Source organism: Arthrobacter sp. MDT2-3 (genome assembly GCF_059090465.1).
Genome location: NZ_JBNHFS010000004.1, coordinates 290419 through 309530 on the forward strand (window position 1 = coordinate 290419; position 19112 = coordinate 309530).

Genomic DNA, 19112 nt, shown 5'->3' on the forward strand with positions numbered 1-19112 from the left:
CCTGCCCTGGGACGCAGAACGTGATGGGGCGTTCAACGATTTGCTGTGGGAAGTGATGGGGCGTTGTCGCGGAGCCCGTAATCCGGGCTAGGGACAGCAAAAGCCCGCTGCCTGCACCGGAATTCCGGTGGAGGCAACGGGCCCAAGAACTGAGTCAGCACCGATGATCCACTGAAATCAAGGGTGCCCAAAAAGAAGCGCTGCACTAAAAGGTGGAAACCGCAGAAATGCCTGCTGCATCCGTTCGTGCTGCGGCGTCACAGGGCTGCCCGGTTACGGCAACAGCACCTTGCGACAACTAGCCGATCCGACGGGTGTCTACCTCGTCGTCGTCTTCTTCCAAATCATCCGCGTACTTATCCACATAAGCCGAATAGTCCGGTTCAACCGGCTCATTCGCGTAATGGCTCGTGGCACGACTGCCTGGACCCGTCAGCTCACGCTGAAGTGCCGAGTAGTCAGTGTTCGGGGAGTAGTACTTGATATCCCGAGCCTGCTTGGTAGCTTTTGCCTTTTGACGGCCGCGCCCCATGGCGTGACCCCCTTTTGTACTTGGACCGGAGGTGGTCACCTTGGCGTAGGTGAGGCCCCGGAATGTTTGGTCAATTTGTCGTACACCTAGATTACATGCTTTCTGCTGGCCCTGCTTGCCAGCCACAGCTCCCTGCGGCGACGCCCGGTACTATCCCTGCCGTTCAAAGGCCAGAATACGGCTTTTTTCTTCGGTAGAGTCGACTCAGCAACTACTGACAATGGCCGGGAATCCGGCTGCCGTGCGGAGAAAACGCAGGAGGATGCACCCAGTGAACCACCGTGACGTTCCGCCCAAACCAGCTTCTCCGCCCACCGCTGGCCTGCCCACGGTTCCCGCGGCAGAGTACGGAGTTCCAGCAGCCGAACCTCCGGCACGTACCGAGGGCCAAGAGCGGGACCAGGGCGAGGCGTTCGAGCAGGACCATGCCGTGATCCCTGACGGACCTGAAGCCGGCCGCGGCAGCATCAACCAGCCGACCCTGTGGAAGGCGTTCTTCGTCGTCGTCCTCTTAGCCGTCATCGGGTCACTGGTCTGGCTTGCCTTGTGGCTGAACACCAACGGGGACCAGGAGGCCTCTGCAGGCTCGGTTCCCGGGATCCTCGAAACCGCCGTAACACCCCCGGCTACCCCATTGCCGCTCCCCCGCGAGGCGGAACCTGCGGCCTACGCCTTGGGTGACTGCTTCAAGGACTTTGACCCGGAGGCGCTCAAAGCCACAGTGGTCCCGTGCGACACCGGCCATTCCGCACAGCTGGTTGCCGTCTTCCACTATCCGGAAGGCGAGGACTACCCGGGCGCGGAAGCACTCAAGGCCAAAGCCCTGGAAGCATGCCAGGCGGCAAAGCTGGGCCCGGCCGCCAACCAGTACACGCTGACCTTTGAGCGCAGCTTCCCCAGCTCCACAAGCTGGGGCGCCGGGGACCGCAGGCTGCACTGCTACGTCACCTCACCTGGCGGCAACAACGTCAACGCGAGCGTGCTGCCCTAGCCGCTTGGGCATCAGGGCAGCACGCTCAAGACCAACCTGCGGAACATTAGTCCTTCCGGCGGACCACAAGCCCCGTTCCCGGGACGGCGCCGCCGCTGGGCCTTGCCAGAGCTTCCAGCCCTTCGATGGTGAGTTCATCAACATCGGTGGCCGTGTCCACCAGCACGGTGTCCCCGTCAGCGATCTCGCCGGACAGGATGGCCTTGGCCAACCGGTCCCCAATCTCCCGCTGCACCAGCCGGCGCAGCGGCCGGGCGCCGTAGGCGGAGTCGAAGCCGGACATCGCCAGCCACGCGCGCGCGCCCTCGGTAACATCCAGGGTGAGCCGGCGCTCGTGCAGCCTCCGGCCAAGTTCGGCCACCTGCAGTTCAACGATGCGGGCGAGCTCTTCCACTGACAGCGGATCGAACAGCACCACTTCATCCAGCCGGTTCAGGAACTCCGGTTTGAAGGAGGCGTTGACGGCAGCCATCACGGCATTCCGTTTGGCCTCGGCATCCAGCGAGGGGTCCACCAGGAACTGGCTGCCAAGGTTGGACGTCAGGACCAGGATTGCGTTGCGGAAGTCCACGGTGCGGCCCTGGCCATCGGTGAGGCGGCCGTCGTCGAGCACCTGCAGGAGGATGTCGAAGACCTCGGGGTGGGCCTTCTCCACCTCGTCCAGCAGGATCACGGAGTAAGGGCGGCGGCGCACGGCTTCGGTGAGCTGGCCGCCCTCCTCGTAGCCCACGTATCCGGGAGGCGCACCCACGAGCCGCGCGACGGAATGCTTTTCGCCGTACTCGGACATGTCGATCCGCACCATGGCGCGTTCGTCGTCGAACAGGAAGTCCGCCAGGGCCTTGGCGAGCTCCGTCTTACCGACGCCGGTGGGGCCCAGGAACAGGAACGAGCCGGTGGGGCGGTTGGGATCGCTGATGCCGGCGCGGGCGCGGCGGACGGCGTCCGACACTGCGGTAACAGCCTTCTTCTGGCCGATAAGCCGCTTCCCGAGCTCCTCCTCCATGTGCAGCAGCTTCTGGCTTTCGCCCTGCAGCATCCGGCCGGCGGGAATGCCGGTCCAAGCCGAGATGACCTCGGCGATGTCGTCGGCTGTCACCTGTTCGGCCACCATCTGCGCGGACTTGTCCGTGACGGCGGCTTCGGCCTCGGCGGCAGCGTTGAGCTCGCGCTCCAAGGCAGGGATCTCCCCGTATTGGATGCGCGACGTCGTCTCCAGGTCGCCTTCACGGTAGGCCTTGTCAGCGGCGCTGCGCAGTTCGTCCAGCTTCGCCTTAAGGTCACCCACCCGGTTGAGGCCGGCCTTTTCAGCCTCCCAGCGGGCGTTCAGGGCCGCGAGTTCCTCTTCCCTGTCAGCCTTGTCCGCACGGAGGGCGGCGAGGCGCTCCACGGACGCGGCGTCGGTCTCGCCTTCCAGGGCCAGCTCCTCCATGGTAAGCCGGTCCACGGCGCGGCGGAGCTGGTCAATCTCCTCCGGAGCGGAGTCGATCTCCATGCGCAGCCGGGACGCGGCTTCATCCACGAGGTCAATGGCCTTGTCCGGCAGCTGGCGGCCGGAGATGTAGCGGTTTGAAAGCGTCGCAGCTGCCACCAGGGCAGAGTCGGCAATAGCCACCTTGTGGTGCGCCTCGTAGCGCTCCTTGAGGCCGCGGAGGATGCCGATGGTGTCCTCAACACTGGGCTCCCCCACGTACACCTGCTGGAAACGGCGCTCCAGGGCCGGGTCCTTCTCGATGTTCTCGCGGTACTCGTCCAGGGTGGTGGCGCCGATGAGCCGCAGCTCGCCGCGGGCCAGCATGGGCTTGAGCATGTTCCCGGCATCCATGGAGGACTCGCCGGTGGCGCCTGCACCCACCACCGTGTGGATTTCGTCAATGAAGGTAACGATCTGGCCTTCGGAGTTCTTGATCTCCTCCAGGACGGCCTTGAGGCGTTCCTCGAACTCACCGCGGTACTTGGCGCCGGCCACCATCGAGGCAAGGTCCAGGGCGATCAGGGTCTTGCCGCGCAGGCTTTCCGGCACGTCCCCGGCCACGATGCGCTGGGCCAGGCCCTCCACGACGGCGGTCTTGCCGACGCCCGGCTCACCAATGATCACGGGGTTGTTCTTGGTGCGGCGGCTCAGGACCTGGACGATCCGGCGGATTTCCGTATCGCGGCCAATCACCGGGTCCAGCTTGCCTGACCGGGCCATGGCGGTGAGGTCCGTGCCGAACTTTTCCAGTGACTGGAAGGTGTTCTCCGGGTCCGGGCTGGTGACTTTCCGGTCGCCGCGGACACCCGGGAGAGCGGCGAGCAGGGCCTCGTGGGAGGCGCCGGCGTCGCGCAGCAACCGGGCCGCGGCGTCGCTGCCGGCCGAAAGCCCCAACAGGAGCACTTCGGTGGACACAAAAGTGTCGCCCAGCCGGTCGGCTTCCTCCTTGGCATTTTGGATGGCCTGAAGGGCAGGCCGGGACAGCTGGGCCTGCTGGCTGGAAGCGCCGGAGGTGGCCGGCAGCGCTTTGATGGCACTGCTCGCCTGGACGCTTACGGCATCCGGGTCCGCGCCGGTTGCTCGGAGCAGCGCCACGGCGACGCCTTCACGCTGGTCCATCAGCGCCTTGAGCAGGTGGGCCGGCTCCACCTGCGGATTGCCGGCCGTGGAGGCGTTCATGGCGGCAGCCGAGAGAGCCTCCTGGCTCTTGGTGGTGAATTTGACGTCCAAAGAGAGCTCCTTTCAGGGTCTGTTGTCTTGGGTTGAGTCTACTACGCTCAACTTTGGTGGGGGTACTTTTTATTTCCTGTTTTCCCACAGCGAAAGGAGGAAGGGCAGCAAACCAGGGCTCAGGACTCGGCTGGCCGCCCCGTTTCCAAGGCTGCCTATCCGCCCTAGGATCGCCTTGTGACCGGGGAGCACTGTGCCGCCGGCGCACGGCAGACGGGACAGGCAATGAAGAAGTTTGTTGTTCTCTACATCGCAGCGCAATCGGCCCAGGCCCAAATGGCCGAAAGCTCGCCGGAGGCGGCCCAGGAGGGTATGAAGGCCTGGATGGAATGGGCTGAGCGGGCGGGTGACGGGATCGTGGACATGGGGAACCCGCTCGGGGCAGGGAAGGAAATCACGGCAACCGGCACGGCAGACAGCAGCACCGGCGTGGCCGGTTACGGCATCCTCCAGGCCGAGGACCTCGCCGGCGCCGAGGCGCTGCTGGACGGCCACCCGCACCTCATGATGCCCGGCGCGAGTATCCAGGTTTACGAGTCCCTGGACCTGCCGGTCATGTAGGCGCTGGCCGTTAGGCCGGGTAAATTGCCACGGCCGTTGCTTTGACCACGAAATGCACGGGCAGGCCGGGGACCAGGCCGAGGTCTGCCGACGCGGCGGGCGTGATGTCCGCCGCCAGGCTTCCCGCCCGCACCCGGATGACGTCGCCGTGCGGCTCAAGATCCGTGATGGTCACCTCGAAGTAGTTGCGGGGACTTCCGTGGGCGTCGTCCAGGAACACGGAAACGGCCGACGGCGGGAACACGGCCACCGCTGCCAGGTCACCCTCGGCTGCCGGGCCGGGGTCCTCGATATGGCCGGCGATGGTCTGGCCGTCTGAGCTTTTGAGCCCGTCACGGGTGAGGGTTCCAGGAATCAGGTTCAGCCCCGCCAGCCCGGCCGCAAAGGTGCTGCGGGGCCGCTCGAGTACGTCTCGGGTAGGGCCTTCCTCTGAGATCCGGCCCCCTTCCAGGATGACCACCCGGTCGGCCAGCATCAGCGCGTCCAGGACGTCGTGGGTGATGATGATGGCCGGCCTGTCTGTGAGGACCCGTGTCAGCAGGCGGCGGAGCAGCGGCGCGGAATGGATGTCCAGCGCGGCCATCGGCTCATCAAGGAGGAGAAGCCCCGGATCAGCGGCGAGCGCCCTGGCAACCGCGACACGCTGGGCCTGGCCGCCGGAGAGCTCGGCAGGGCGGCGGTCATGGAGCTCCTGGGCTTCCACCTCGGCGAGCCAGCGGACGGCATCGGTTCTTGCCTGGCGCTTCACCACCCCGGCGCTCCTCGGACCGAAAGCCACGTTCTCCAAGGCGTTGAGGTGGGGGAACAACAGGGGTTCCTGGGCCAGCAGCGCTGTACCCCGATGATGGGGCGGCGTCCAGCTGCTCCTGCCCGGCGAAAGGTCGAACAGCGTCCGCCCGTTGAGCTCGGCCCGGCCGCTGTCCGGCCGCAGCAGTCCCGCGATCACGGCCAGCAGCGTGGACTTGCCCGCCCCGTTCGGCCCCATCACCGCTACCGTTTCGCGCGGACCGACCGTCAGGGCCACGTCGAACCCCCGCCCGGCCACAGCTGCCTCAAATGTAAATGTCACGCGGCGTTCCTTACCGTGGCGGCCGCCGTCGTCGTCCGCTGACTGGAAACCAGGCCGGCACGCCCACCGGGCCGCCGGTACGCAAGGGCCACCACGGCCACCGCCACGGCCACCAGCACCAGGGAGAGGGCGACGGCGGCATCCGGGTCCGTTTCACGCTGCAGGTAAATTTCCAGCGGCAGCGTCCGGGTCACCCCTTGGAGGCTGCCCGCGAATGTCAGGGTGGCTCCGAACTCGCCCAGGCTCCGGGCAAAGGAAAGCACGGCTCCCGAGGCCAGCCCGGGCAGCACCAGCGGCAGCGTCACGCGGCGGAAGACCCGCCCCGGCGAGGCGCCGAGCGTTGCAGCGACTACTTCGTACCGTTCACCTCCGGTCCGCAGGGCCCCTTCCAGGCTCACCACCAGGAACGGCAACGCCACGAATGTCTGCGCCAGGACAACTGCGGTGGTGGAGAAGGCAATCTGGAGGCCGAGGACTTCCAGGGTGCTGCCCAGGATGCCCTGGCGGCCGAACGTGTAGAGGAGCGCGATGCCGCCCACCACGGGTGGCAGGACGAGTGGGAGCAGCACCAGCGAACGCAGCAGGCCCTGCAGCGGGAACCTGCCCCGGGCCAGGACCAGGGCCAGCGGTACACCGAGGAGGATGCACAGGACGGTGCTGGCAGCGGAAGTCCGGAGGCTCAGGCCCAGCGCCGACACAGCGGACTCGGAGGTGACCAGTGGCAGGAAGTTAGCCCAGTTGACCCTCGCGACCATGGCGAGCAGCGGCAGGATGACCACCAGGGCGGCCAGGACCGCCACCGCATGGATCCAGCGCGGAACGCCGCTGTAAGCCTGGTGGCTCACGGCGAGCCCGGTCCGAAGCCGGCGTCTGACAGCACCTGCTGCCCTTCCGGGCTGCCGATGAATTCGAGAAAGGCACGGGCATCTGCGCTGTCCCTGCTGTTGGACAGCACGGCGGCGGGGTAGCTGTTGACTGCACCGGCTGCTTCCGGGAAGGGAACGCCCTCCACCCGGACTGCTGCGGACTGGAGGTCGGTGACGTAGACCAGCCCCGCGTCGGCTTCCGCGGAGATGACTTTGCCCAGCACGTCCGTCACGGAGCTTTCCTCACTGACTGGGTTAAGGTCTGTTCCGGTCTGCTGTTCGATGGTGGCCGCGGCCGCACCGCAGGGAACCTGCCGGGCACACTGCACCAGACGGGTTCCAGGTTTGGCGAGGTCCGCGAAAGAACGGATGCCGGCCGGGTTTCCCGGCGGGACGGCGATGGCGAGCGTGTTGGTGGCGAAAATCTGCGGTTCGCCATCCACCAGCCCGGCCTCCTGCAGTTTTTCCATGTTCCTGGTGTCCGCGGAGGCGAAGACGTCCGCCGGCGCGCCCTGGTTGATCTGGGTAGCCAGGTCTGCCGATCCGGCGAAGCTTAGGGTGACGGTGGTGCCGGGGTGCCGGGCTTCAAAAATCTTTGCCATCTCCGTGAAGCTGGTTTTGAGGGATGCGGCAGCGAACACGGTCAGTACCCCGCCGCCGGCGTTGGCGGCCGCATCGCCCTTGCCAGTGCAAGCCGCCAGCGTGGTTGACATCAGTACGGCCAGCAGCAGGGCAATGAGCTTTTGGATCCTGCTCACAGCGCCTTGCCCTGCGGCGTTTCGATGATCACCGTGGTGGCTTTGACCACCGCGGTGGCCACGGAGCCGGGTTCCAGCCCCAGCTCCCGAACGGCCTCGCTGCTCATGAGCGACACCACCCGGAACGGCCCGCACTGCAGCTCCACCTGGGCCATAACCTTGTCCGCCGTGATGCCGGTAACCAGGCCCACAAACCTGTTGCGCGCGGAACTGCCGGTACGGTGCGGATCGTCCGGAAGCTGCGCGAGTTTCTGTGCATGCCGGGCCAGGTCCAGCCCCTCCACGGCGAGCCGGCCGCCGTCGTCCTTGATGGCGGTGAGTGATCCGTTGTCCAACCAGCGCCGTATAGTGTCGTCGCTGACACCGAGGAACCGGGCAGCCTCAGCAACGCGAATAATGGTCATAGGCCCAGTTTATGGCGCAGATGCGGAAGATGGAGCAGCACGGTGCCGCATCTTCGGATACTGCCCGGATATTTCCCTCGTTGGTATCGGCGCCTTGCTGCACACCGCGCCGTGCACCCGCCCCAACTAGACTTCCTCCATGGCCATCTACATCGACCCGCCGCTCTGGCCTGCCCACGGGACCCACTTCTCGCACCTGGTGTCTGACTCGTCGCTGGCGGAACTGCACGAGTTCGCCGCCGCGGCCGGCATTCCGGAGCGGGCCTTCGACGGCGACCATTATGACGTGGCGGAGCGCCGCTTCGCTGAGCTGGTTGCGGCAGGGGCCATTCCCGTGGAGGCCCGGATCCTGGTCCGCAAGCTGATCGGCAGCGGCCTGCGGATCCCTGCGCGGCAACGGAACAAGTCACTCAAGGTCCCGCTGTTCAACCGCTGGGACGCCATCATGCCCGGCCACGACGCGCTGTTCCTGGACCTCCTGGACCGCTGGAGCGAGCCGCACCGCCGGTACCACGGCTGCACCCACCTGCTGTCGGTACTGGAAGCGCTCGACCTGCTCACCGATCCCGTTGACCCGCCGCGCACGGTGCTGCTGGCCGCATGGTTCCACGACGCCATCTATCGGGGCGTAGCGGGGCAGGACGAAGAAGAGTCCGCCCGCCTCGCGGAGGACCGACTGGTCGCTGCCCGCCTTCCCGAGGCGGAGGTCGCCGAGGTGGCCCGGCTTGTGCGGCTGACATCGGACCATCGCCCCGAGCCGGGGGACGACGACGGAGCCCTCCTTTGCGATGCCGACCTTTCCGTACTGGGCGGCGAACCTGACGAGTATGCGAGGTACGTGGCCGACGTCCGCCAGGATTATGCGCACATTGGCGACGCTGACTTCGCAGCCGGGCGCGCCGCCGTCGTACGCCACCTGCTGGAGCTTGACCCGCTGTTCCATACCGACCGGGCGCAGGAGCTGTGGCTGGACGCCGCCCACCGGAATCTGGAAGGCGAACTGGCGTGAACGCACCCACTTCAAACCCCCGCCACACGCTGACGGCAAGTGCCGCCCACCGGCAACTGCCCTACACAGTGCGGCTGGAATGGGGGCTCGACGGCGCCAGGACAGTAACGTCCGGCGCGGACCTGGCCGTGGTGGTCGACGTCCTGTCCTTCAGCACCTGCGTCAGCGTCGCCCTGGACCGGGGAGCCGCCGTTTTTCCGTTTCCTTGGAAGGACACCGGCGCGGAGGACTTCGCCGCCCGCCACGGCGCCCAGCTGGCAGGGCCCCGCAACGGCGGCGGACTGAGCCTGTCCCCCGCGAGCCTCCGGACGGCGGGGTCCTTGGAACGGGTGGTCCTGCCGTCCCCGAACGGTTCCGCTCTGTGCCATGAACTGGCCGGCGAGGTCCCGCTGGTGGCTGCGGTATCGCTCCGCAATGCGGCGGCAACAGCCGATTGGGTGATGGCCAACTTTGATGAAGATGCCGTGATCGCGGTGATTGCCGCCGGCGAACACTGGCCTGACGGCACCCTCCGCCCTGCTGTGGAGGACCAGATCGGCGCAGGCGCATTTGTGGCGGGCCTGGTGGCTGCCGGCAAGGGCGGCTACGAGGCCGAAGACGGCAGGCACGGCTACGCACCGGAAGCCGTGGCGGCGATGGCGGTGTTCGAGGCGGCGGAACCACGGCTCCGGGAAATGCTTCACAGGTGTTCGAGCGGCCGCGAGCTGGCCGGTGCCGGCTATGCCGACGACGTGGATATCGCCGCGGAGTTGGACGACAGCGGCGCCGTGGCCCTCCTGGTAAACGGGGTATTCAGCCCACGCTAAAGGACCCGGTGCCCTGTTGGTCCGGCTGGACCAAAGGGATAGTTTCCGCCAGCCGGACCTTTACGGCTCCCGTTAGGGATGCAACACTGCTCGGATGACCCTGCGCATCCAGTCCCTTTGCATCGATTCGACCGATCCGAAAGTGCCCGCGGACTTCTGGGAGAAGGCGCTGGGGTGGCGGCGGACCTACGAGGCGGACGACGAGATTGTGCTCGAGCCGCCGGCCGGCAGCCCCGAGGACGGGGTATCCCCGGACCTGCTCTTCCTCAAGGTGCCCGAGCGCAAGGAGGTCAAGAACAGGCTTCATCTGGACCTGCGGCCGGAGGACCGCGACGCAGAGGTTGCAAGGCTCGAGGGCCTTGGTGCCAAACGCGTTTCCGTGGGCCAGGGCCCCGAGGTCACCTGGGTGGTAATGGCTGATCCGGACGGCAATGAGTTCTGCGTCCTGCGGGCGCTGCGGCCGGATGAGCCAACGGAGTAGAGGCCCGTCGGCTCATCCGTTCCCCGGGCTGCTTTCCTGGTGGGGCGGGAGCCGGTTTACCGGTAGGCCGTGACGAACGGCGCGCTGGTGGGCACAATCTGCTTGCCCAGCGGCATCAGGGACACCGGGATGAGCTTCAGGTTCGCGATGGCCAGCGGGATGCCGATGATGGTGACGGCCATGGCAAAGGCAGTGACCACGTGGCCGATGGCAATCCAGATACCCGCCACCAGCAGCCAGATCACATTGCCCAGCAGCGGGAACACTCCTGTGCCGCTGGGCTTGTCCACCACTGTGCGTCCGAACGGCCACAGCGTGTAGGACGCAATCCTGAAGGAGGCGATACCCCACGGGATGGTGATGATGAGCAGGCAGCAGATGACGCCGGCCAGGAAGTAGCCCAGCGCAAGCCAGAATCCCCCGAAAACCAGCCAGATGATGTTGAGCAGTGTCTTCATTCATCCATTGTGCCCCGGTGGCTGTGGCAAAAGGATGGGGGTTTGCCCTGACCGGCCCCTTAGCCCGGCTGCTAAGCCGGGGCAGCAGCACCCTTCGCTGCCTCCACGAAGGCACGCACCTTGGCCAGGTCCTTCACGCCCCGGGATGCCTCCACGCCGGAGGAAACATCGACGCCCCAGGCATGGGCTGCCGTGGAGGCAGCACCGACGTTGGCGGGGTCAAGCCCGCCGGCGAGCAGCCAATGGCGTCCTTGAAGAACCGGCAGGGCGGCCACGGAGGCATAGTCCCACGCCTTCCCGGAGCCCGGCACGGCGGCGTCGATCAGCAGAAGATCCTCGCCCCAGTCTTCGAACTCCTCGGGAGCGGCGTCCATGGTGACTGCCCTGATCAGCTTCATGCCGGCGTCGTGCACGGTAGCGACGTCCTCGCGGGTGCGCGGGCCGTGCAGCTGGATCCATTCCAGCCCGGCAACGCGGGCGATCGCCACAGCGTCGGCCACGGGTTCGTGGCGGAATACTCCGATGGGCGAGACTCCCGCGGGGACCTCCGCCAGCAACGAGGACGCCTGGGATGGCGAGACGACGCGGGGGCTGGCGGTGAGGACGAAACCCACGGCATCCGCCCCGGCACTTACCGCTTCACGGACGGATTCGGGCGTACTGAGACCACACACTTTTACAAACATTCCCGGCTCCTTGAGGCTGTTTTTGTGTTATCCCCCCGGAGGAGAGTAGCAGGAAGGCTGGCCGCGGGATGTACGCGGGGGAATTAGGCTGGGCAGATGGAGATCATCCGCTTTGCAGACCTCAAGCCCGAACCCTGGCGGAACGGCGGCGGAGTGACGCGCCAGGTTGCCAGCCACCCCGGCTCAGCTTCCACGCAGGACGGGGCCTGGGACTGGCGGGTCAGCATCGCTGACGTCAGCAAGGCCGGGGACTTCTCCGCGTTCCCGGGGATGGAGCGGGTGCTGACGGTGATCGAGGGTGAACTCCTGCTGCTGTCCGTGGACGGCGCCGAACACCCCCTGGAGAAGTACCGTCCATTCCGGTTTCCGGGCGGGGCCAGCACGCACGCTTCCCTTCCGACCGGCGACATCCGGGACCTCAACGTGATCACGCGGGCCGGCCGCTTCAAGGGCTTCACGTCCATCATCGAGCTCTCGAAAAAGCGTGCCAAGCCCATCTTCGAAGGGCAGCTGGGGATCCTCCTCCAGGGCCAGGCCACGGCAGCCGAAGGAATTACTGAACCCGAGGCGCTGGCGCGGTACGACGCCGTGGTGGGCTCCGACGTCGACACCCCCGACGTCCTGGGCCGCGGTTTCCTGGCCGTCGTCTCGATCGACCCGGTGGAGATCGATCCGGTGGAAGATGAGCCCCACGCGGAATAGGACAGCCTCGCCTTTGGGTAGCAGAGCCTTTCCACACTGGTGGCTCCACACGGCCGTCCCTAGACTCGGGCTATGACCACTTCAACATTCAATGCGCTCCTGTCCACCCAGATCGGCAACGAATTCACGGCATCGCAGCAGTACATTGCCGTGGCCACCTGGTTCGCCAACCAGGACCTCCCCCAGCTGGCCAAGTACTTTTACCGCCAGTCTGTGGAGGAACGGAACCACGCCATGATGATGGTGCAGTACATGCTGGACCGGGATATCGCCTTCACCATTCCAGGCGTCCCCGCCGTCCGCAACGACTTCACCTCGGTCACCGAGCCGCTGGCCCTGGCCCTGCAGCAGGAAAAGGAAGTAACCCGCAACATCGAGGACCTGTTCCGGGCCGCCCGAGGCGAAAACGATGCACTGGGTGAGCAGTTTATGCTCTGGTTCCTGAAGGAGCAGGTGGAAGAGGTCGCGTCCATGACCACGCTGCTGAACATCGCCGAGCGTGCGGACAACCTGTTCGACATCGAGAACTTCATTGCCCGCGAAACCATCGGCGACGGCGGCCGCGACTCCTCGGCCCCGGAGGCAGCCGGCGGCGTCCTCTGACGTCCGGGCCCAGGGAGGCCACCCGGTGGTGAGGTTCCGCACCATCGGTGGCCACCCGGCGTCTGGCGTTGCTAGGCTGGAAGGGTAGGCTCCGTAAACGGGCCTCCGGACGACGGTTCAGTACCCGGCACGCGACAAGACTGGCCAAAGGATCTGTCATGCCGTGGTTAATACTCATTCTTTCCGGCGCCCTTGAAGCTGTGTGGGCCGCAGCCCTGCACCGTACCTTCCAGGCTTCCGGCCGGCGCCGCATCGCCCCCGCCGCCCTCTTCCTGGTCTCCGTGGCCGCCAGCACCGGCGGCCTGGCCATCGCCATGCAATCGATACCCACCGGGACGGCGTACGCGGTGTGGGTGGGTGTGGGTGTAGTGCTGACCTCCGCCTACGCCATCGCCACCAAGGTGGAACGCCCGACGGCGGCACGCCTCCTCCTGCTGTCCGGCATCGCGGTGTGCGTGGTGGGCCTGAAGGTGGTGGCGTGATGCTGCGGCGCTCGATTCCTTGGTTGGTGCTTCTTGCCTCGGCCGTTCTCGAAGCGGTGTGGGCCACAGCTCTCGGTTTATCCGACGGCTTTACTGAGCCCGTTCCCACCCTTGTCTTCGCAGTGACGGCAACGTTGAGCATGCTGGGCTTGGGCATGGCCATCCGGACTATTCCCCTGGGCACCGCCTACGCCGTGTGGGTGGGAATTGGTGCTGCGCTGACGGTGGGTTGGGCCATGGCCACCGGCGTCGAAGCATTCAGTGTGGTCAAAGTGGTGTTCATCGCCGGGATCGTGGGATGTGCGGCCGGCCTTAAAGTGCTGCCCGGCGGGGCCGACGCCTCCGAGCCCGAAACTGCCTCCCCAGCCCGCCGCTGAATATCCCCATGTATCAGGCAGGCCGACGGCGTGGCCCCGCGGATCGCCGTCGTCTCTGCCCTTCCTGGCACAAAAGGTGGGGAGATCCAGCGGGCAGTCTAGGCTTTTGCCATGGACTCCCCCGAGATCACCCAGGCGGTGGCCGCCCTCCGGGCAAGGCTCGTTCCGGGAGCGCGGACCGTCCTCGGCATTGCGGGGGCCCCCGGTTCCGGCAAGTCCACCTGCGCAGAGTGGATCCGGCAGCAGTTTGAGCCCGGGCAGGCCGTGGTGGTGCCCATGGACGGCTTCCACCTCGGCAACGCCATCATCGACGGCACCCCGTTGCGCCAGCGCAAGGGAGCGATCGACACGTTCGACGCCGGCGGTTACCTTTCGCTGTTGCGCCGCCTGGTACGCCGGGATGAGCCGGTCGTGTATGCCCCGGAGTTCCGGCGCACCCTGGATGAACCCGTGGCAGCATCCATCGCGATCCTGGCCGACGTTCCGCTGGTGATCACGGAGGGCAATTACCTCCTGATGGAACAGGAACCCTGGAAGGACATCAGGGCGCAGCTGGACGAGGTGTGGTTTGTGGATGCGCCCCCGGAGCTGCGCCTGGCGCGCCTGGTGGCACGGCACGTTTCGTTTGGAATGGAACCGGCTGCAGCCAAGGCTTGGGCAACCGGCCCGGACGAAGCCAACGCGGTGTTGATCCAAGCAACCCGCCCGGCTGCGGACCGGGTCATTCCCTGGCATTAGGACTGACGGAATACAGCCACCGGGGGCGGGGTTCTTGGCTTGGACAACTTCTATGATGGGAGCACGGTCATGGCAGCAACGGTCCACCTTGGCGACGGCCTCATGGTCAGCCAGCTCGGCTTCGGCGGAATGGCACTCACACCGGTCTATGGGGAGGTCGATCCGGCTGACGCGCTCCGGACGCTGCACCACGCGGTCGATGCCGGCGTCACCTTCATCGACACCGCGGACATCTACGGCGGAGGCAGCAACGAGGAACTGATCGCGCAACTGCTAAAGGAGCGGCGGGACGAGGTCCAGCTAGCGACTAAATTCGGCCTGGTGGGCTCGCCTGCAGACGGCTATACGGATATCCGGGGCGACGCCGCGCACATCCGCCAGGCCGTGGACCGGAGCCTGCAGCGGCTGGGCACGGACGTGATTGACCTCTACTACATGCACCGCCGTGACCTCCGCGTTCCGATTGTGGAAACCGTGGAGGCCATGGCGGAGCTTGTGCAGCAGGGCAAGGTCAAGCACCTGGGGCTGTCGGAGGTGACGGCCCAGGAGCTGGAGGCAGCATCCGCTATCCACCCCATTGCGGCGGTCCAGAGTGAATGGTCCATCTGGAGCCGCGACGTGGAACGCAACGTTGTTCCGGCCGCCGCCGCCCTGGGAGTGGGTTTTGTGCCGTACTCGCCATTGGGCCGGGGATTCCTCACCGGCACCGTCGACGCTTCCAGCCTGGGGGACAGCGACTTCCGACGCCGGATCCCCCGCTTCGCCCCTGATGCGGCGAGTGCCAACCAGGCAGTGGTGGCCACCGTCCGGTCCGTAGCGGACGAACTGGAAGCGACGCCGGCCCAGGTTGCCCTGGCGTGGCTGTTCGCCCAGGGCAACCTGCTCGGCCTGCCCGTCGTCCCCATTCCCGGCACCCGCAAAACACACCGGATCGACGAGAACCTGGGTGCCTTGGCCCTGAAGCTGACCCCGGCGCAACTGGACGCACTGGCCGAAGCTTCGGACGCCGTCGTCGGTTCCCGCTCGGCGGATCCCAACTGGGTGTCCCAAGGCCGTGAGTAACCGGCGCCGGAAAAAGCGGTTCCCTAGACTGAAGCCTATGGACTCACTTCTTTACGACCTGCCGGCGCTGACCATTAGGCGGATTTCTGTCAGCGAGATGGACAACAACATGTACCTGCTGACCGCCAAGACCACCGGCGAGCAGGTGCTCATCGACGCCGCGGATGACCTGCCGGCCATCCAGCAGCTGCTGCAGGATTCGGCCGCGGATACATCCGCTGCGCCCAGACTTGCCCTGATCGCCACCACGCACCAGCACTGGGACCACGTGCGGGCGTTGAAGGAGCTGGTGGCCGCAACGGGCGCGCCCACTGCTGCAGGAAAGGACGACGCCGCCGCGTTGCCCGTTGCAGTGGACCGGCACCTTGAGCAGGGGGATACCGTGTCCGTGGACGGCTTCCAGCTGACGGCCGTCCACCTGCGCGGGCACACTCCGGGGTCGATCGCGTTTGTATACGAGGAACCGGAAGGCCCCACGCACATCTTTTCCGGGGACTCGCTGTTTCCCGGCGGGGTAGGCAACACCCAGAAGGACCCGGAGCGGTTCGCCAGGCTTCTCACCGACGTCAGCGAGCGGCTGTTCGGGACTTACCCGGACGCCGCCGTCGTGCATCCAGGCCACGGCAAGCCGACCACCCTGGGTGATGAGCGGCCGCACCTCGAGGAGTGGCGCGCCCGCGGCTGGTAGGACGGCCAGGGTTTCCGCTGCTGATTCGGACGGCCGCTCCCGGGATCCCGGGAGCGGCCGTCCGTTTCAGCAGTGGAAGTCCGTAACCTTAGCGGCTGCGGCGTTCGTTCGACGCCGGAGCCGAAGCACGGCGGGGGCCGCTGCGGGCGGGACGACCGGAACCGCCACCGTTGCTTGAACCATATGATCCGCCGGAGGTTCCGCCGGTGTTCGAGGACCAGACAGCCTTGTTGCCGCCGCTGGCTGCACCTGCACCTGCACCTGCACCTGCGGAGCGTGAACCGCCGCCGGTCCGGGCACCTGCGCCGGCTGCTGCACGCTGGCCCGTTGCCGGACGTCCGCTGCGCTGTCCGCCGGAAGCAGCCGGACGGCCTGAGGAAGCCGGACGGCCGGTGCCGCCGCGGGGAGCGTCGCTTCGGGTTACGCGTGAATCAGTGCGTCCGTCCGAACCGCGGCCAGCCGCTGCACGGCCACCTGCCGCGGGGACGTCGTTGCGGTGGGTCGAAGCTGCAGTGCCACGGCCACGGGCGTTGCGGCGGGCTGCTGCTGCGGCAACGGCGCGGTCCTCGTTCTGCTCGGCAACGCGATCAAACGCCGCGCGGGCTTCGGTGCGGCCCTCGAATGCTGCTGCCCGGCGCTCGGCGCGGGGAACATCGGTCCGCGTGGGCTCGGCGGAAACGCGGCCGCGTCCACCACGGCCGCCACGGCCGCCGGCAGTGGGTGCAGCCTGGCGGCGTGCCCGCTTGCGCTCAGCGTTGGCGCCCGTAGAGGTGCCGCCGCCCTGCTGTGCGGCCTTCTTGGCCAGCAGCGCTGCGCGGGTCCGGGGATCGATCTTGTCAGCCATTTCGCCCACGAGCTCGGCAACGATGGGCGAGTTCGCGGTGACGCGCTCGAAGTTAACCTCGACGCCGGCAGCCTTCATCAGCTTCTTCACGTCGGTCTGCTGCTCCGGGAGGGTCAGCGTCACCACAGTGCCGTCGGAACCGGCACGGGCGGTGCGGCCTGAACGGTGCAGGTATGCCTTGTGCTCGGTGGGCGGGTCAACGTGGATCACCAGTTCGACGTCGTCCACGTGCACGCCGCGGGCTGCGACATCGGTGGCCACCAGGACGCGGACGTCACCGGAGGAGAACTCAGCGAGGTTGCGGTCCCGGGCATTCTGAGAAAGGTTGCCGTGCAGGTCGACCGCGGGGATCCCGGCGTCGGTGAGGGTTTTGGCCAGCTTGCGGGCGTGGTGCTTGGTCCGCATAAAGAGGACGCGGCGGCCGGCACCGGAAGCGAGCTCCACGATCAGCTGCTTCTTGACGGTCTGGTCGTTGACCACCAGGACGTGGTGTTCCATGGTGGTGACAGCTGCCTGCGGGTCGTCCACGGAGTGTGTGAGCGGGTTGGACAGGTAGCGCTGGACGATCTTGTCCACGCCGTTGTCCAGGGTGGCGGAGAAGAGCAGGCGCTGGCCCTGGCTGGGGGTCATGTCCATGAGCTTCTTCACCACGGGCAGGAAGCCGAGGTCGGCCATGTGGTCGGCCTCGTCCAGGACGGTGATTTCCACGGCCTCGAGGGTGAGGATGCGCTGGCGGATCAGGTCCTCCAGGCGGCCGGGGCAGGCGATGACGATGTCAACGCCGGCACGCAGGGCCTTTTCCTGGCGGGCCTGCGAGATGCCGCCGTAGATCACGGTGGTGTTCAGGCCGGCAGCCTTGGCCAGCGGCTCGATGGTGGCGTTGATCTGGGTGGCCAGCTCGCGGGTGGGGGCAAGGACCAGGCCCATGGGGCGGCCGGGCTTGCGGAAGTGCTTGGCTTCGCGCTCGGCAAGGCGTGCCACCAGCGGGATGGCGAACGCGATGGTCTTGCCGGAGCCGGTGCGGCCGCGGCCAAGGACGTCGCGTCCTGCCAGCGTGTCCGGGAGGGTCTTCACCTGGATGGGGAACGGCTCGGTGATTCCCTGTGCGGTAAGGGTGTCGGCGAGGGCTTTGGGCGTGCCGAGGGCAGCAAAAGTAGTCAAAGTTCAAAGGTCTTTCAGGCGGTATCCGTGCGGATATCGGCCCCCGACGCCGGTTGGCCCAGGGGGTTCGCCGAAGAAAAGTCAGGTGATCAACCAGCCTGCTGCCGCTTATGCAAAGCGACGACCGGGACCAAATGGAACGCGTTCATCGACGCAGGATGTGCCTCTCACATGAAAAAAGCCCCGTCCCCTAAATGAAGGGGTACATGGGCATCACTGCACATCAAGTTCCACCAGTCTAGCATCCCAAGCCCGCTCCCCTTTCCCGACTGCCCTGTCCCCTCCCAACCAAGTCGCGCTAAGTGTCGTTCTGGGCCTCCATAACGACACTTAGCGCTACCTGGTTGGGCGTTGCGAACACAGCCTGTGCGGGGCAGGGTTGAGGCATGAGCGAACACGCGGCCCACCAGCATGAACACGAGGCAACGCACGACGGCGGCCCCGGCCTTTCCGGGGACGGCGAGGGTCAGGGGATCCGGGACGCGGCTTCCCTGTGGGACGAGCGGTACCGCAGCAAACCCCAGATCTGGAGCGGCAAGCCAAACCCCCAGCTGGTCCGGGAGGCGGGCGGGCTGCGGCCTGGACATGCGCTGGACCTTGGCTGCGGCGAAGGTGCGGACGCCATCTGGCTCGCCCAACACGGCTGGACCGTCACCGCCGTCGACGTTTCAGCCGTGGCGCTGGAACGTGCACACGGGCATGAAAAGGCGGCACTCGCGCGGGAAAGCGTGCATGCAGCCGAGGGTGCCATCGCCAGCCGCATCAGTTGGCAGCAGGCCGACCTCAAGGAATGGCAGCCCAGGGAAGCGTACGATCTCGTGACCTCACAGTTCCTCCACTCCCAGGAACTCGCCTGGCAGGGCCCCCTTCGCACGGCCGCCGCGGCGGTCAAGCCCGGGGGAACTTTGCTGGTAGTGGGGCACCATCCGCACCGGCTGCCGCCATGGGGCGGGGCGCACACCCACGACGGGATGTTCTACACGGGGGAGCAACTGGTCCAGGAGCTGGGGCTTGACGGGCCAGAATGGCAGCTGGAAGTGCAGACCAGCCGGGAGCGGCCGGTGACCGGGCCGGACGGCCAGCACGCCACCATCGCCGACGTGGTGGTTCGCGCCAGCCGGCTCCCCTGA

The 19112-nt window shown here is 66.8% G+C and carries 22 protein-coding genes and 1 riboswitch; of the genes, 13 read left to right on the plus strand and 9 right to left on the minus strand.

Annotation, left to right across the window (positions count from 1 at the left end; all coding sequences use genetic code 11):
• Positions 1 to 298 precede the first annotated feature (298 nt).
• Positions 299 to 532 carry a DUF3073 domain-containing protein gene (locus tag AC5RUQ_RS14140; protein WP_050053419.1) on the minus strand — a complete coding sequence of 78 codons (234 nt, stop codon included), beginning with the start codon at positions 530 to 532 and terminating at the stop codon, positions 299 to 301.
• Positions 533 to 794: 262 nt separating this feature from the next.
• Between AC5RUQ_RS14140 and AC5RUQ_RS14145 the strand changes: the two genes are divergently transcribed.
• Positions 795 to 1523 carry a septum formation family protein gene (locus AC5RUQ_RS14145; protein ID WP_493947961.1) on the plus strand — a complete coding sequence of 243 codons (729 nt, stop codon included), beginning with the start codon at positions 795 to 797 and terminating at the stop codon, positions 1521 to 1523.
• 46 nt (positions 1524 to 1569) lie between these two features.
• Here AC5RUQ_RS14145 and clpB read toward each other — a convergent pair whose 3' ends face one another.
• Positions 1570 to 4227 carry an ATP-dependent chaperone ClpB gene (clpB, locus tag AC5RUQ_RS14150; RefSeq protein WP_493947962.1) on the minus strand — a complete coding sequence of 886 codons (2658 nt, stop codon included), beginning with the start codon at positions 4225 to 4227 and terminating at the stop codon, positions 1570 to 1572.
• A gap of 177 nt (positions 4228 to 4404) precedes the next feature.
• Here clpB and AC5RUQ_RS14155 point away from each other — a divergent pair, with 177 nt between their 5' ends.
• A complete protein-coding gene (locus AC5RUQ_RS14155) occupies positions 4405 to 4788 on the plus strand; it encodes a YciI family protein (protein ID WP_493947963.1) in 384 nt (127 codons plus the stop codon).
• A gap of 10 nt (positions 4789 to 4798) precedes the next feature.
• On the opposite strand, the gene AC5RUQ_RS14160 is transcribed toward AC5RUQ_RS14155, so the two are convergent.
• From AC5RUQ_RS14160 to AC5RUQ_RS14175, 4 genes are read right to left on the minus strand one after another with little or no spacing between them, the layout of a single operon-like run.
• Positions 4799 to 5857: a sulfate/molybdate ABC transporter ATP-binding protein gene (locus AC5RUQ_RS14160; protein WP_493947964.1), complete on the minus strand. Its 1059-nt coding sequence runs from the start codon at positions 5855 to 5857 to the stop codon at positions 4799 to 4801.
• Positions 5854 to 6702, minus strand: coding sequence for an ABC transporter permease (locus AC5RUQ_RS14165; RefSeq protein ID WP_493947965.1), 849 nt, complete (start codon positions 6700 to 6702; stop codon positions 5854 to 5856). The genes AC5RUQ_RS14160 and AC5RUQ_RS14165 overlap by 4 nt, the downstream gene beginning before the upstream one ends.
• Complete coding sequence (modA, locus tag AC5RUQ_RS14170) at positions 6699 to 7436, minus strand: molybdate ABC transporter substrate-binding protein (protein WP_493948141.1); 738 nt, start codon at positions 7434 to 7436, stop codon at positions 6699 to 6701. The genes AC5RUQ_RS14165 and modA overlap by 4 nt, the downstream gene beginning before the upstream one ends.
• A gap of 41 nt (positions 7437 to 7477) precedes the next feature.
• A complete protein-coding gene (locus AC5RUQ_RS14175; RefSeq protein WP_493947966.1) occupies positions 7478 to 7885 on the minus strand; it encodes a TOBE domain-containing protein in 408 nt (135 codons plus the stop codon).
• Positions 7886 to 8024: 139 nt separating this feature from the next.
• Between AC5RUQ_RS14175 and AC5RUQ_RS14180 the strand changes: the two genes are divergently transcribed.
• The 3 genes from AC5RUQ_RS14180 (at position 8025) to AC5RUQ_RS14190 (ending at position 10181) form a co-directional block, all read left to right on the plus strand.
• Positions 8025 to 8894, plus strand: a complete 870-nt coding sequence (locus AC5RUQ_RS14180) for a DUF4031 domain-containing protein (RefSeq protein WP_493947967.1) — start codon at positions 8025 to 8027, stop codon at positions 8892 to 8894.
• Entirely contained in the window at positions 8891 to 9700 is an 810-nt protein-coding gene (locus AC5RUQ_RS14185; RefSeq protein WP_493947968.1) for a 2-phosphosulfolactate phosphatase, read from the plus strand. The genes AC5RUQ_RS14180 and AC5RUQ_RS14185 overlap by 4 nt, the downstream gene beginning before the upstream one ends.
• 94 nt (positions 9701 to 9794) lie before the next feature.
• On the plus strand, positions 9795 to 10181 hold the full coding sequence (locus AC5RUQ_RS14190) for a VOC family protein (protein WP_493947969.1): 387 nt from the start codon (positions 9795 to 9797) through the stop codon (positions 10179 to 10181).
• Positions 10182 to 10237: 56 nt separating this feature from the next.
• Here the strand turns inward: AC5RUQ_RS14190 and AC5RUQ_RS14195 are convergent, their stop codons facing one another.
• Positions 10238 to 10639: a YccF domain-containing protein gene (locus AC5RUQ_RS14195; protein ID WP_493947970.1), complete on the minus strand. Its 402-nt coding sequence runs from the start codon at positions 10637 to 10639 to the stop codon at positions 10238 to 10240.
• Positions 10640 to 10710: 71 nt separating this feature from the next.
• Positions 10711 to 11325: a phosphoribosylanthranilate isomerase gene (locus AC5RUQ_RS14200; protein WP_493947971.1), complete on the minus strand. Its 615-nt coding sequence runs from the start codon at positions 11323 to 11325 to the stop codon at positions 10711 to 10713.
• Between the two features lie 96 nt (positions 11326 to 11421).
• On the opposite strand from AC5RUQ_RS14200, the gene AC5RUQ_RS14205 reads away from it, so the two are divergent.
• From AC5RUQ_RS14205 to AC5RUQ_RS14235, 7 genes are all read left to right on the plus strand, one after another.
• The gene (locus AC5RUQ_RS14205; protein ID WP_493947972.1) at positions 11422 to 12027 is read left to right on the plus strand and encodes a HutD/Ves family protein; all 606 of its coding nucleotides are present in this window, start codon (positions 11422 to 11424) and stop codon (positions 12025 to 12027) included.
• Positions 12028 to 12099: 72 nt separating this feature from the next.
• Complete coding sequence (locus tag AC5RUQ_RS14210) at positions 12100 to 12630, plus strand: ferritin (protein ID WP_493947973.1); 531 nt, start codon at positions 12100 to 12102, stop codon at positions 12628 to 12630.
• A gap of 83 nt (positions 12631 to 12713) precedes the next feature.
• Positions 12714 to 12779, plus strand: a riboswitch (guanidine-III (ykkC-III) riboswitch).
• A gap of 9 nt (positions 12780 to 12788) precedes the next feature.
• Positions 12789 to 13112: a DMT family transporter gene (locus AC5RUQ_RS14215; protein WP_163167896.1), complete on the plus strand. Its 324-nt coding sequence runs from the start codon at positions 12789 to 12791 to the stop codon at positions 13110 to 13112.
• Positions 13112 to 13489, plus strand: a complete 378-nt coding sequence (locus AC5RUQ_RS14220; protein WP_493948142.1) for a DMT family transporter — start codon at positions 13112 to 13114, stop codon at positions 13487 to 13489. The genes AC5RUQ_RS14215 and AC5RUQ_RS14220 overlap by 1 nt, the downstream gene beginning before the upstream one ends.
• Before the next feature lie 111 nt (positions 13490 to 13600).
• Positions 13601 to 14227 carry a nucleoside/nucleotide kinase family protein gene (locus AC5RUQ_RS14225; protein ID WP_493947974.1) on the plus strand — a complete coding sequence of 209 codons (627 nt, stop codon included), beginning with the start codon at positions 13601 to 13603 and terminating at the stop codon, positions 14225 to 14227.
• A gap of 69 nt (positions 14228 to 14296) precedes the next feature.
• Positions 14297 to 15289, plus strand: a complete 993-nt coding sequence (locus AC5RUQ_RS14230; protein WP_493947975.1) for an aldo/keto reductase — start codon at positions 14297 to 14299, stop codon at positions 15287 to 15289.
• Positions 15290 to 15326: 37 nt separating this feature from the next.
• Positions 15327 to 15977 carry an MBL fold metallo-hydrolase gene (locus AC5RUQ_RS14235; RefSeq protein ID WP_493947976.1) on the plus strand — a complete coding sequence of 217 codons (651 nt, stop codon included), beginning with the start codon at positions 15327 to 15329 and terminating at the stop codon, positions 15975 to 15977.
• An 88-nt stretch (positions 15978 to 16065) separates the two neighbouring features.
• On the opposite strand, the gene AC5RUQ_RS14240 is transcribed toward AC5RUQ_RS14235, so the two are convergent.
• The gene (locus AC5RUQ_RS14240) at positions 16066 to 17982 is read right to left on the minus strand and encodes a DEAD/DEAH box helicase (RefSeq protein WP_493947977.1); all 1917 of its coding nucleotides are present in this window, start codon (positions 17980 to 17982) and stop codon (positions 16066 to 16068) included.
• 386 nt (positions 17983 to 18368) lie between these two features.
• Between AC5RUQ_RS14240 and AC5RUQ_RS14245 the strand changes: the two genes are divergently transcribed.
• A complete protein-coding gene (locus AC5RUQ_RS14245; protein WP_493947978.1) occupies positions 18369 to 19112 on the plus strand; it encodes an SAM-dependent methyltransferase in 744 nt (247 codons plus the stop codon).